General features: G+C 39.5%; 11 protein-coding genes. 10 read left to right on the top strand and 1 reads right to left on the bottom strand.

Annotated features, from left to right (window positions below):
* The 4 genes from dnaE (at position 1) to tilS (ending at position 6,857) form a co-directional block, all read left to right on the top strand.
* On the top strand, positions 1–3,483 hold the full coding sequence (gene dnaE, locus M1F17_RS15490) for a DNA polymerase III subunit alpha (protein WP_036957990.1): 3,483 nt from the start codon (positions 1–3) through the stop codon (positions 3,481–3,483).
* Between the two features lie 12 nt (positions 3,484–3,495).
* Positions 3,496–4,455 carry an acetyl-CoA carboxylase carboxyl transferase subunit alpha gene (gene accA / locus M1F17_RS15485; protein WP_004257429.1) on the top strand — a complete coding sequence of 320 codons (960 nt, stop codon included), beginning with the start codon at positions 3,496–3,498 and terminating at the stop codon, positions 4,453–4,455.
* A 148-nt stretch (positions 4,456–4,603) separates the two neighbouring features.
* On the top strand, positions 4,604–5,491 hold the full coding sequence (locus tag M1F17_RS15480; protein WP_094961142.1) for a DMT family transporter: 888 nt from the start codon (positions 4,604–4,606) through the stop codon (positions 5,489–5,491).
* Between the two features lie 13 nt (positions 5,492–5,504).
* Positions 5,505–6,857, top strand: a complete 1,353-nt coding sequence (gene tilS, locus M1F17_RS15475; protein WP_164455908.1) for a tRNA lysidine(34) synthetase TilS — start codon at positions 5,505–5,507, stop codon at positions 6,855–6,857.
* A gap of 63 nt (positions 6,858–6,920) precedes the next feature.
* Here tilS and rof read toward each other — a convergent pair whose 3' ends face one another.
* On the bottom strand, positions 6,921–7,184 hold the full coding sequence (gene rof, locus M1F17_RS15470; RefSeq protein ID WP_004257417.1) for a Rho-binding antiterminator: 264 nt from the start codon (positions 7,182–7,184) through the stop codon (positions 6,921–6,923).
* Positions 7,185–7,455: 271 nt separating this feature from the next.
* Between rof and M1F17_RS15465 the strand changes: the two genes are divergently transcribed.
* From M1F17_RS15465 to M1F17_RS15440, 6 genes are all read left to right on the top strand, one after another.
* The gene (locus M1F17_RS15465) at positions 7,456–8,112 is read left to right on the top strand and encodes a copper resistance protein NlpE N-terminal domain-containing protein (RefSeq protein WP_094961144.1); all 657 of its coding nucleotides are present in this window, start codon (positions 7,456–7,458) and stop codon (positions 8,110–8,112) included.
* 372 nt (positions 8,113–8,484) lie between these two features.
* Positions 8,485–8,805, top strand: a complete 321-nt coding sequence (locus tag M1F17_RS15460; RefSeq protein ID WP_094961145.1) for a PTS sugar transporter subunit IIB — start codon at positions 8,485–8,487, stop codon at positions 8,803–8,805.
* A 114-nt stretch (positions 8,806–8,919) separates the two neighbouring features.
* Positions 8,920–10,278, top strand: coding sequence for a PTS N,N'-diacetylchitobiose transporter subunit IIC (chbC, locus tag M1F17_RS15455; RefSeq protein ID WP_036957985.1), 1,359 nt, complete (start codon positions 8,920–8,922; stop codon positions 10,276–10,278).
* Positions 10,279–10,321: 43 nt separating this feature from the next.
* Positions 10,322–10,669, top strand: coding sequence for a PTS N,N'-diacetylchitobiose transporter subunit IIA (gene chbA / locus M1F17_RS15450; RefSeq protein WP_094961146.1), 348 nt, complete (start codon positions 10,322–10,324; stop codon positions 10,667–10,669).
* A gap of 10 nt (positions 10,670–10,679) precedes the next feature.
* On the top strand, positions 10,680–11,546 hold the full coding sequence (gene chbR, locus M1F17_RS15445) for a transcriptional regulator ChbR (protein ID WP_094961147.1): 867 nt from the start codon (positions 10,680–10,682) through the stop codon (positions 11,544–11,546).
* Positions 11,547–11,656: 110 nt separating this feature from the next.
* Positions 11,657–13,015: a 6-phospho-beta-glucosidase gene (locus M1F17_RS15440; protein WP_004257387.1), complete on the top strand. Its 1,359-nt coding sequence runs from the start codon at positions 11,657–11,659 to the stop codon at positions 13,013–13,015.
* The last annotated feature ends 8 nt before the right edge of the window (positions 13,016–13,023 follow it).

Here is a 13,023-nt window from a genome sequence, read left to right as displayed (position 1 = left end):
ATGGCATCACCTCGTTTTATTCATTTACGTGTTCACAGTGACTATTCCATGATTGATGGGCTAGCCAAAACAGGGCCACTGGTTAAAAAAGTGGCTTCAATGGGTATGCCTGCATTCGCGATCACCGATTTTACTAACCTTTGCGGGTTAGTCCGGTTTTATGGTGCAGCGCATGGTGCAGGGATCAAACCCATTATTGGCGCTGATTTTTATGTGGAAAGTGAATTATTAGGTGATGAAATATCTCACCTAACTGTTTTAGCACGTAATAATGAAGGCTATCAAAACCTTACCTTACTAATTTCTGAAGCATACCAAAAGGGCTATGGTGCGGTTGGGCCAACGATAAAACGAGAATGGCTGGCCAAGCACAAAGACGGCTTGATTCTGCTGTCCGGTGGCCGTAAAGGGGATGTCGGGCAATTTCTATTAAGGGGGAACCAATCCTTAGTGGATGAGTGTCTTGCATTCTATGAAACTCATTTCCCAGATAGCTACTATTTAGAGTTAGTCAGAACAGGGCGGCCTGATGAAGAAAGTTATCTACATGCGGCTGTCGAGTTAGCGACTAAAAAAGGCCTACCTGTCGTTGCAACGAATGATGTTTGTTTCATTGAAAGTAGTGATTTTGACGCTCATGAAATACGTGTTGCTATCCATGATGGTTTTACATTAGCAGATCCAAAAAGGCCTAAAAATTATAGCCCTCAGCAATATTTACGTTCCGAAGAAGAGATGTGTGAGCTGTTTGCTGACATCCCTGAAGCGCTAGAAAACAGTGTAGAGATTGCTAAGCGTTGTAATGTGACGATCCGTTTAGGTGAATACTTCTTACCTCAATTCCCAACAGGGGATATGAAAACAGAAGACTTTTTAGTTATGCGCTCTAAAGAAGGGCTCGAAGAGCGTTTAGAATTTCTGTTTCCTGATGAAAAAATCAGGGCAGAAAGACGTCCTGAGTATGATGAACGTTTAGATATCGAACTCAACGTAATCAACCAAATGGGTTTCCCTGGCTACTTCTTGATAGTTATGGAGTTTATCCAATGGTCGAAGGATAACGGCGTACCCGTTGGGCCTGGACGAGGTTCGGGGGCAGGTTCCCTTGTTGCCTACGCACTCAAAATTACTGACCTTGACCCGTTGGAGTTCGATTTACTATTTGAGCGTTTCTTGAACCCTGAGCGTGTTTCGATGCCTGACTTTGACGTCGATTTCTGCATGGAAAAACGCGACCAAGTCATTGATCACGTAGCCCAAATGTATGGGCGTGATGCCGTTTCACAAATCATTACCTTTGGTACGATGGCGGCAAAAGCGGTTATCCGCGACGTGGGGCGTGTACTTGGGCACCCATATGGTTTTGTTGATAGAATTTCTAAATTAGTGCCGCCAGATCCCGGTATGACACTAGAAAAAGCATTCGAAGCAGAGCCACAGCTCCCTGAAATTTATGAAGCTGATGAAGAGGTTAAAGCGCTTATCGATATGGCGCGTAAACTCGAAGGGGTCACTCGAAATGCCGGTAAACATGCGGGTGGGGTGGTTATCGCTCCAACTAAAATTACTGACTTTGCGCCACTGTATTGTGATGCGGAAGGTAATAACCCCGTCACGCAATTCGATAAAAACGATGTCGAATATGCAGGGCTAGTGAAGTTTGACTTCCTCGGCTTACGGACGTTGACGATCATTAACTGGGCGTTGGAAATGATCAACGCGCGCCGTGCTAAGAAAAACTTAGAGCCGGTTGATATTGCTGCGATCCCGCTACACGATCAAAAAAGCTTTGATATGCTGCAGCGCTCAGAAACCACGGCAGTATTCCAGTTGGAATCCCGTGGAATGAAGGACTTAATTAAGCGATTACGTCCCGACTGCTTTGAGGATATGATCGCACTGGTAGCATTATTCCGCCCTGGGCCATTGCAATCAGGCATGGTAGATAACTTTATTGACCGTAAGCATGGTCGTGAAGAAATTTCGTATCCAGATGTACAATGGCAACATGAATCATTAAAACCTGTTCTAGAGCCCACATATGGTATTATTTTATACCAAGAACAGGTTATGCAAATTGCTCAGGTTTTAGCCGGTTACACGCTTGGCGGTGCAGATATGCTGCGTCGTGCGATGGGGAAAAAGAAACCTGAAGAAATGGCGAAGCAGCGTTCTGTTTTTGAAGAAGGAGCAATCAAAAACGGGGTAGACGGCGAGTTATCAATGAAAATCTTTGACTTGGTAGAGAAATTTGCCGGTTATGGGTTTAATAAATCGCACTCAGCAGCTTATGCTTTAGTTTCTTATCAAACATTATGGTTAAAAGCTCACTATCCCGCTGAATTTATGGCTGCTGTAATGACCGCTGATATGGACAACACGGAAAAAGTGGTCGGTTTAGTTGATGAATGTTGGCGAATGGGCTTAAAAGTATTGCCACCAGATATCAATAGTGGGCTTTATCACTTCCATGTGAATGATGAAGGTGAGATAGTTTACGGTATTGGTGCAATTAAAGGGGTCGGTGAAGGCCCGATTGAGGCGATTGTTGAAGCGCGTCAACAAGGCGGAATATTTAAAGAGATTTTTGACCTTTGTGCGCGAGTCGATATTAAAAAAATTAATCGTCGTGTGATGGAAAAGCTTATCATGGCAGGGGCATTTGACCGATTAGGCCCTCACCGTGCGGCATTGATGTCTTCCCTTGAAGATGCATTAAAAGCGGCTGACCAACACGCTAAAGCAGAGGCAATAGGCCAAGCAGATATGTTTGGTGTATTAGCGGAAGCACCTGAACAAGTTGAAAGTTCATACGCCAGTGTGCCTAAATGGCCAGAGCAGGTGGTATTGGATGGTGAACGCGAAACGCTTGGTTTATATTTAACAGGGCATCCAATAACGCGATACTTGAGCGAAATAGAGCGCTATACTAATGGGCTTAGATTAAAAGATGTGAACCCCACCCCTCGTGGTCAAGTGACAACTGTGGTAGGTTTAGTACTTTCAGCTAAAGTCATTACAACCAAGCGTGGAAATAGAATAGGTATTTGTACGCTTGATGATCGTTCCGGTCGTCTGGATATTATGTTATTTTCAGATGCACTCGATAAATACCAACATATGTTGGAAAAAGACAATATCCTGATAGCCACCGGTCAGGTCAGCTTTGATGATTTCAATGGTGGTAATAAAATGACAGTGCGTGAGTTAATGGATATTAGTGAAGCAAGGGAGAAATATGCACGAGGACTTGCAATTTCACTGTCAGATAAACAAATTAACGATCAATTGCTGAACCGGCTTCGCAGTACTCTTGAACCTCATCGTTCAGGAACGATCCCGGTTCATCTGTATTACCAGAAGGATGATGCCAGAGCCAAGCTTAAATTTGGTGTTGTTTGGCGTGTGACGCCAGTGGATCCCCTTCTGAACGATCTTCGAACTCTGCTGGGTAGTGAGCAGGTAGAATTAGAATTTGACTAAAATAGGAATATTATGAGTCTGGATTTTCTTGATTTTGAACAGCCAATCGCGGAATTAGAGGCGAAAATTGATTCTCTAACAGCGGTTAGCCGTCAAGATAACAACTTAGAAGTCAACCTAGATGAAGAGGTTGCTCGTTTACGTGAAAAAAGTGTTGAACTGACACGTAAAATTTTCTCTGATCTAGGAGCTTGGCAAATCGCTAAACTCGCTCGTCATCCACGTCGTCCATATACATTGGATTATATTTCTCGCATTTTTACTGATTTCCAAGAATTAGCAGGTGATCGTGCTTATGCAGATGATAAAGCCATTGTGGGTGGAATGGCGCGTTTAGATGGTCGCCCAGTTATGATTATTGGGCATCAGAAAGGGCGTGAGACAAAAGAAAAAATCCGTCGTAATTTTGGTATGCCAGCCCCAGAAGGTTACCGTAAGGCATTGCGTCTGATGGAACTGGCTGAGCGTTTTAACTTGCCTATTATTACCTTTATTGATACTCCTGGGGCTTATCCGGGCGTTGGTGCTGAAGAGCGTGGTCAGTCAGAGGCTATCGCACGTAATTTACGTGAAATGTCACGTTTATCTGTCCCAGTCATTTGTACTGTTATTGGTGAAGGTGGCTCTGGCGGTGCTCTTGCCATCGGTGTTGGTGATAAAGTCAATATGCTGCAATACAGTACTTATTCTGTTATTTCACCAGAAGGCTGTGCTTCCATTCTATGGAAAAGTGCAGATAAAGCACCACTAGCGGCAGAGGCGATGGGGATTACTGCTCCACGTCTTAAAGAACTGAAATTAATTGATAATGTTATTCCTGAGCCATTAGGCGGTGCACATCGTAATTATGATGAAATTGCGGAACAGCTAAAAGCACGCCTGAATGAGGACTTAAACGAATTAGATGCATTAGATGCCGAAGCGTTGAAAAACCGCCGCTATCAGCGTCTGATGGACTATGGTTATTGCTAATTATTAACCGCTAATCGTTAATAAAAACGGGAGTTTGCTTTTTGCCAGCTCCCGTTTTTTTATTTTTAAGCTAGTCATTTTTAATGATAACAGAGTGTTTTGATTTAAATTATTCATCTGCTGAAAATAATAATAGATAGGAACTAGGGTGCGACAATATAATTATTTGCTATATGCTTTTACTTGCGTATTGATATGGAGCTTTATTCCTATTGTCTCTCGTTTTGGGCAAGAAGGTATGGATAGCTTCCAATTCCTTTTTTGGTCAAACTTAATTTCAGCGATATCTGTAATTATTGTTGCACTTGCTTCTGGGTATCGGCTGACAAAACTGTTTATCTTGCCAAGAGATGTACTAATCAAAGTCTTTGTTCTTGGTTTTCTTGATTGTTTATTCTACTTGTTACTGTATTACGGATATTCCATTGAAAATGGTATCGCCGTATTGGTCATTCAATATAGCTGGCCATTAGTTATTATCTTGTTATCAGTAGTATTGCTAAAAGATAAATTAGCTGGAAGACAAATAATTGGCATCATAGTTGGTTTTATTGCGGTGATTATTACTTTTACTAAAGGGCAAATTACACAGCTACATGTTGAAAACCCAACAGCGTTATTACTGGTTTTTAGTGGTGCATTTTGCTTTGCACTAATGTCAGTTTTTTCTCGCCAATATTCGATAGACCCCTATATTAGTACTGTGTGGTTATTTATTTTTTCAACGCTAACTTCTTTTGCCTTACTGATACTATTTAGTGAAATGCAGTTACCTTCAAAAGCAGCTTTTTGGCCAACATTGGTTAATGGCATTTTAATCAATGGGGTGTCTTATATTTTGTGGTTTAAGGCGATGAATACAGGTCATTCAGCGAAAATAGCTTCTGTGGTATTTTTATCTCCCGTATTATCGGTACTCTGGTTAGTGTTAATCTTAAATGATGTTTTTGAAATTGCGTATGCAATTGGGGTATTACTGGTAATTATTTCTGGTGTTCTGTGTGTTGGCGCAAAAAGCCAAAGCCAGAAGTCGTAAGAAGGGCGAATAAATGGCGCAGCATTCGCAAGTAATTGTTGAACAAGTTCTTAATAAAATAAGTGGTATTCAAAAAATTCTAGTGGGATTCAGTGGTGGTATTGACTCTACGGTTTTATTACATGCACTTTATCTTATTCGGCAACAACGGCTTCCTTCACTAGAAATTCGTGCTATTCATATTCATCATGGCTTGAATAGAAAAGCAAACGAATGGGAGCAGCATTGTGCTCAATTATGTTCACAATGGGACATTCCTTTTATTTGCCGACATGTCGTGGTTGATTCAAGCCAAAAAGGTATTGAAGCAGCAGCACGAGAAGCTCGTTATCAGGCTTACCGAGAAGAATTACAAGAAGGCGAGGTATTAGTTACGGCTCAACATCTTGATGACCAAGCAGAAACTTTCATGTTAGCGTTAAAGCGTGGTAGTGGGCCAGCAGGGTTGTCTTCAATGCCTGAATTATTGAGTTTTTCAGCGTGTTGCGGTTCAACATGGCTATTACGCCCATTACTTTCAACACCCCGTATAGCGCTAGAAGCTTATATGCAAGAGCAACAATTGTCGTGGGTTGAGGACGATAGTAACCAAGATGACCGTTACGATAGAAATTTTTTACGTCTTCATATTATGCCAACTTTGGCTGAGCGCTGGCCACATTTTTCTCATGCTGTCGCGCGCAGTGCAGCGCTATGTGCTGAGCAAGAATCATTACTCGATGAGTTATTAAAAGATACCCTTGAAGGTATGATGGATTACCGAGGGGGCCTATTTATAGATGATTTGCAAGGGTGTTCATCTTCCAAACGTAATGCGTTAATTCGTCGTTGGGTTGGTTTGCACCAATTGCCAATGCCGCCATTTAACCAATTGGAACGTATTTGGCAAGAAGTTGCGTTAGCTCGGCATGATGCAGACCCTATTTGCCGCTTAGGGCAATTTGAAATTCGTCGTTATCAAGGCGCATTGTGGGTTGTTAAGCGCATTAATAGTCTATTAAATAAACAGTTTGAATGGGCTTTTCCTGAGGTTTTTGAGTTACCTGAATCCTTAGGAGTATTACAAGTTATGGAAGAAGAGGGGCAAATACGGCCACCACTTTCGCATGAAAATGTGACAATCCGTTTTGGGCTGCAAGGCACATTGAAAATAGTAGGACGCCATCGTTCCAGAAGCAGTAAGAAGATCTGGCAAGAATTAGGCGTAGCTCCATGGATGAGAGAAAGAGTGCCATTAATTTATTATAACGACCAGCTAATTACCGCAGTAGGGTGCTTTATTACCCCTGAGGGGTTGGTTGATGAAGCGTCTCTGGGCATTGCCATCGATTGGCAAAAAGAGGGTGAATTTAAGGTATTAAATTAATGAGAAGCCCCTTATGACTGTGATTACCATAAGGGGCTATAGAAGGACTCAAAATCGTGAGTATTAGTGAGAGTGGTCGACAACAATTGTGCCGATTTCAGGATGACTGAAGGAAATTATGCAATCCAATCTTAACTCCTTGGTTCCATCATGTGTCTCAACAATCAGGTACTCAACTTTTTTTCGTAGGAGTAAATCACTGGCCTTCCCCTCAATATTCACGCCGTCATTAAGTATTATTTGCAACTTTAGCTGACGTTGGCATGCGATTTCTAGATATTCGTAATCATCACAATTGATAGGTTGATATTCAGTATCTGTAGACATATTCCCTCACCACTGTGTTAGTGGCGGTTATTGCCGCCTTGAACATGTTGTACTAAGCAAAAATGTGCTTAGTACGATAATAGCACAGTAACTTTAATAACTATAATCACAGCGCAGGGAAAAAGACAATTCTTATTCACTAAATCAATACACAACGTATTTTATCAGTAATGTCCGAATTTTCTTATGTTTGACATATTTTTATTAGATGAAATGCTATGATGTTTATATTGGTTAACAAGTTAAAACACATGGTTTTAAGGGAATTATAATGAAAAAATCACTAATGTTAGTCTTAATGGCGGTTGGAAGTATTACGTTAGCTGGCTGCCAGAGTGCGACAAAAAATATTGATGCAGCACCAGTCGATAAAGTCTATACAGGGGTTTTACCTTGCGCGGATTGCTCTGGTATTGAGGCGACATTGTTAGTTAACCAAGATGGTAGTTATGTTGAACAGCTCGTTTACTTAGGAACGAAAGATGGTGATACAGCTTTCCATGATACTGGTAAATGGGATATAGAAAATAATAAACTACGAGCAACTAATCCTAAAGGTGAAAGTACTTATTTTGCCCAATCAGCAGATGGTCAATCAGTGACCTTGCTGGATTTAGACGGTAACCCGATTGAAACACAGATGAATTATACGTTAGACCAAGTTAAGCCAAGTAAAAAAGTGGGGCAGTACCGCTATATGGCTGATGCAGCTGTTTTCAAAGAGTGCGATAGTGGTCGCCAATACGCTGTTTCTGGTGTTGAATTAGAAAAAGCGTATGGAGAAACTGGGGTAGATGGTGGTACACCTGTCTATGCTGAAATTGAAGGTTATTATACCATTCGTCCTTCAATGGAAGATGGCCAGTTTGATTCCGCATTAGTCCCAACAGGTGCAATTAAGTTCGACAAATCTGCTTCTTGCAACTAATTCGTACTTTTTTCTTTCTTAAGAAGACCCACTTCAACTGAAGTGGGTCTTTTTCTTTTTGGGCTATAAATTACCAATTAAAACGCCGTATTACCCATCTTTAATTTTTTTCTTATCATTATTTGATATCAATATAACTTTTTTATTGACGCAAAATATTTATATAAATGTGAGGGTTGTCATGGCTGTTGGTCAATGGGAGACAATTGTTGGTTAGTTTGAATTATCGAAAATGCTGGGAAGGCAGTATACTCAATTCAACTAGAGATAATTAATTGCTTTAGTGTGTAGGGTTGGGTTAGATGATAAGTCTATAAGAAAACTTATAAGTTATAGCGGTAATAAAAAATAGAACGAATCAAAGGATAAGGAATGAATAAGAAAAATATTTATCTATTTTGTTCTGCAGGAATGTCTACCTCACTGCTAGTTAACAAAATGAGACAGCAAGCAGAAAAATACGATGTACCTGTCAATATAGAGGCCTTCCCTGAAAGCTTAGCTTCAGAAAAAGGTGTAGATGCGGATGTGATATTACTCGGCCCGCAAATTGCTTGGATGTTATCGGATATCCAAAAATTATTACCTAACAAGCCAGTTGAAGTTATTGATTCACTTTTGTACGGAAAAGTGGATGGGCTCGGTGTACTAAAAGCTGCCGTTGCAATTATAAAAAAACAAACTGCAAGCTAATACCAAAAAGCTATTTACAACCTCTACAACATAATAACTCCATCAACATTAACGTTATTAACATAACGTAATTAGTTAAGAATGGAGCATACTCAAAAAATTGAGGGTATTTTTATGAGTCTTTTTATCACTTCGCTTGAAAAGGTACTCCTTCCATTCGCTGTTAGATTGGGAAAGCAACCTCATGTTAATGCAATAAAGAATGGTTTTATTCGAATTATGCCTCTGACCTTAGTTGGGGCAATGTTTGTGTTAATTAATAATGTTTTTCTGAGTTTTGATACAGGGTCATTTTTCTATTCTTTGGGGGTTAGACTAGAGCCTTCAACGATAGAAACACTAAATGGTTTTAAAGCCATTGGTGGAAACGTTTATAACGGGACATTGGGAATTATGTCCTTAATGGCACCTTTTTTTATTGCGATGGCACTGGCGGAAGAACGTAAGGTTGATCCACTTGCTGCTGGTTTGTTAGCTGTTGCTTCTTTTATGACAGTCACACCATATGACGTCAATGGTGCTTATGCCGTTGGTGCTAATTGGCTCGGTGGGGCTAATATCATTTCAGGGATCATTCTAGGGTTAGTCGTTGCTGAAATGTTCACTTTTATTGTTCGCCGTAATTGGGTGATTAGATTACCAGATAGCGTACCACCATCCGTATCTCGTTCATTCTCTGCACTTATTCCTGGTTTTATCATCTTATCAATTATGGGAATTGTGTCGTGGGCGCTAAGCGGTATTAGTAGTAATTTCCATCAAATCATTATGGACACAGTATCCACACCACTTGCTTCTATGGGGAATGTTGTTGGCTGGGCATATGTTGTATTTACCTCTCTATTATGGTTCTTTGGTATCCATGGTTCTCTCGCATTAACCGCATTAGACAGCGGTATAATGACACCGTGGGCATTAGAAAACGTGTCTTTATATGCAGAGTATGGTTCAGTTGATGCTGCGATTGCTGCGGGCAAATCCTTCCATATGTGGGCAAAACCGATGCTTGACTCCTATGTATTCTTAGGTGGAACGGGCGCTACATTAGGATTAATTATCGCTATTTTTATCGCATCACGTCGTGCCGACCATCGTCAGGTTGCAAAATTAGCATTACCGGCAGGTATTTTCCAAATTAATGAGCCGATTATTTTTGGTCTACCGATCATTATGAACCCGGTTATGTTTATTCCATTTATTCTTATTCAGCCTTTATTGGCAGGAATAATGGTCGCGGCTTATTATTTAGGGATTATCCCACCAGTGACGAATATCGCACCATGGACAATGCCGACGGGTCTGGCTGCATTCTTCAATACTAATGGTAGTATCGCTGCCTTACTACTTGCATTATTTAACCTTGGTGTGGCTGTACTCGTTTATCTTCCGTTCGTTGTGATTTCTAATAAAGCACAAAACACAATCGATGAAGAAGAGAGTGAAGAAGATATTGCTAACGCACTTAAGTTTTAAAATAGGGGGAGTTTGCTCCTCCCATCAAAATAGAGATAAAAGTATGTTTGAACTTAATGATATCCAAGAAAATGCGACTATGGATGAACTTGAAGAAGTTGTCATGGGGCTGATTATTAATGCAGGGCAAGCAAGAAGCTTGGCTTATACCGCATTAAAAAAGGCGAAAGAAGGTGATTTTGTGACGGCAAAAAGTTTAATGGCACAATCGCACTCTTCGCTGAATGAGGCGCATAAAGTGCAAACTCAATTGATTGAAAGTGATATGGGTGAAGGACGAATCAAAGTTAGCTTAGTTCTGGTTCATGCACAAGATCATTTAATGAATGCCATGTTAGCCCGTGAATTAATTACAGAGTTAATTGAGTTACATGAAAAATTAAACCATTAGAGAGGGAGCCATGATGCAGGCACTGATGAATAGAACCGACACTAATGCTGAAATTAAACTCGTTCAAGAAAGTGAACTTTTTAATAATAAAACCTTTCATGTCTTTATTTATAATAAAGTTGAGAGTGCAAGTGGACTGCATCAACATGATTATTATGAATATATGATTGTTCTAACGGGGCGTTGTTATCAAATAATTAATGGGAAAAAAGTTTTATTAGAGCGGGGAGATTTTATTTTTCTCCCAATAGGGTCGCATCATGAAAGCTCTTATGATTTTGGGCCTACACGGATACTCAATGTTGGAATTAGTAAATCATTTTTTGATAAACATTATTTACCACTATTACCAAGTTATTTTGTTGCATCGCAAGGCTATCAATTAAAAAATGAATTTATGGCTTATATAGAGTCCGTGATTGCATCATTAAATTTTCGTGATAGTGAATTTAATGAATTTATTGAGTTAGTTACATTTAATGTCGTAAATCGATTACGCCATTATCGTGAAAAAAGTATGCGAGATGATGCCCCTCAATGGTTAAAAAATACATTGGAAGAAATGCATGATATCGCTATGTTTAGTGAAAGTGCCCTACAAAATATGATTTCGATAACGGGAAAATCACAAGAGTACTTAACTCGGGCAACAAAACGCTATTATGGCAAAACGCCAATGCAGATTATTAATGATATCAGAATTAATTTTGCTAAAAAGCAACTCGAAATAACTAATTATTCAATTACGGATATTGCTTTTGAATCCGGTTATAGCAGTCCAAGTTTATTTGTTAAAAAATTTAAAGAGCTAACTTCATTAACACCAAGTGATTACAGAAAAAATCTATTTAGTGTTGAACAAAAAATGGTAGGTTAAATTATTACCTAAATAATCTTCCCATTTCTAAGCGTCTCAAGCATATCCATCTTTTTCTATAAAGATGGTGTGCTTTTCTATGTCTATTATAAAGGTACAATGAGGTTAATATGACTCAGAATCAGAAATTAAAAGTTGTCACCATTGGGGGTGGGAGTAGCTACACTCCTGAATTACTAGAAGGTTTTATTAAACGTTACCATGAGTTACCTATTACTGAATTATGGTTAGTGGATGTTGATGAAGGTAAAGAAAAATTAGATATTATCTATAATTTATGCGAGCGCATGGTTAAACATGCCAATATACCACTCAAGATATTTAAAACGCTTGATAGGCGAGAAGCATTAAAAGACGCTGATTTCGTGACGACTCAATTAAGAGTTGGGCAATTAAAAGCACGTGCGTTAGATGAATCAATCCCCTTAAAACATGGTTATTTGGGGCAAGAAACTAATGGTGCTGGTGGCTTATTCAAAGGGCTGCGAACAATACCTGTGATTTTTGATATTATTAAAGATGTCGAAGAAATTTGCCCGAATGCTTGGGTAATTAATTTCACCAACCCCGCAGGTATGGTAACTGAAGCTGTTTATCGCCACACTAACTTCAAACGTTTTATTGGTGTTTGTAATATACCTATCGGTATGAAAATGTTTATTACCGATGTTTTGAAACTATCCGATAGCGATGAATTATCTATCGACTTATTTGGTTTAAATCATATGGTTTTTATCAAAGACGTTATTGTAAATGGTTCATCACGGTTTAATGAGTTATTAGAAGGGATTGCTTCTGGAACATTAAGCGCAAATTCAGTTAAAAATATTACAGACCTTGCTTTTGATGAAGGATTAATTCGTGGATTAAATCTGATCCCATGCTCTTATTTATTGTACTATTTTAAACCTAAGGAAATGCTAGCGATTGAGCTTGGCGAGTATTATAAAGGGGGGGCTAGGGCTCAAGTCGTGCAAAAAGTTGAGCATCAACTCTTTGAACTATATAAAAATCCAACATTAGATGTAAAACCTAAAGAGCTTGAATTAAGAGGTGGAGCTTATTATTCAGATGCCGCTTGTGAAGTCATCAATGCAATATACAATGACAAACAAACGGAGCACTATGTTAATATTCCACATCATGGGCATATTGATAATATTCCTGAAGACTGGACAGTCGAAATGACATGCTTATTAGGTCGTGATGGCGCAAAACCGCACCCACGAGTAAAGCATTTTGATGATAAAGTACTTGGTTTAATTTATACCTTAAAAACTTTTGAAATTACCACTAGCCAAGCTGCAGTAAATGGTCAGTTTAATGATGTTTTATTGGCGATGAATCTAAACCCATTAATTCATTCTGATAACGATGCGCGTTTAATTTCTAAGGAATTACTTATCGCCCATAAAAAACACCTACCGAACTTCGCTAAAGCAATACAACAGCTTGAGCAAGAAGGTTAATTAGCCAA

This window comes from Providencia sp. PROV073 (assembly GCF_033688125.1).
GTDB classification, from domain to species: Bacteria; Pseudomonadota; Gammaproteobacteria; order Enterobacterales; family Enterobacteriaceae; genus Providencia; species Providencia hangzhouensis.
The sequence above is the reverse complement of the archived record's forward strand: the minus strand, read 5'-3'. Positions and strand labels throughout refer to the sequence as shown.

Excerpts from the sequence above, each read along its gene's own strand:
- dnaE (WP_036957990.1), top strand. The coding sequence starts at position 1 with ATGGCATCACCTCGTTTTATTCATTTACGTGTTCACAGTGACTATTCC.
- accA (WP_004257429.1), top strand. The coding sequence starts at position 3,496 with ATGAGTCTGGATTTTCTTGATTTTGAACAGCCAATCGCGGAATTAGAG.
- tilS (WP_164455908.1), top strand. The coding sequence starts at position 5,505 with ATGGCGCAGCATTCGCAAGTAATTGTTGAACAAGTTCTTAATAAAATA.
- rof (WP_004257417.1), bottom strand. The coding sequence starts at position 7,184 with ATGTCTACAGATACTGAATATCAACCTATCAATTGTGATGATTACGAA.
- M1F17_RS15465 (WP_094961144.1), top strand. The coding sequence starts at position 7,456 with ATGAAAAAATCACTAATGTTAGTCTTAATGGCGGTTGGAAGTATTACG.
- M1F17_RS15460 (WP_094961145.1), top strand. The coding sequence starts at position 8,485 with ATGAATAAGAAAAATATTTATCTATTTTGTTCTGCAGGAATGTCTACC.
- chbC (WP_036957985.1), top strand. The coding sequence starts at position 8,920 with ATGAGTCTTTTTATCACTTCGCTTGAAAAGGTACTCCTTCCATTCGCT.
- chbA (WP_094961146.1), top strand. The coding sequence starts at position 10,322 with ATGTTTGAACTTAATGATATCCAAGAAAATGCGACTATGGATGAACTT.
- chbR (WP_094961147.1), top strand. The coding sequence starts at position 10,680 with ATGATGCAGGCACTGATGAATAGAACCGACACTAATGCTGAAATTAAA.
- M1F17_RS15440 (WP_004257387.1), top strand. The coding sequence starts at position 11,657 with ATGACTCAGAATCAGAAATTAAAAGTTGTCACCATTGGGGGTGGGAGT.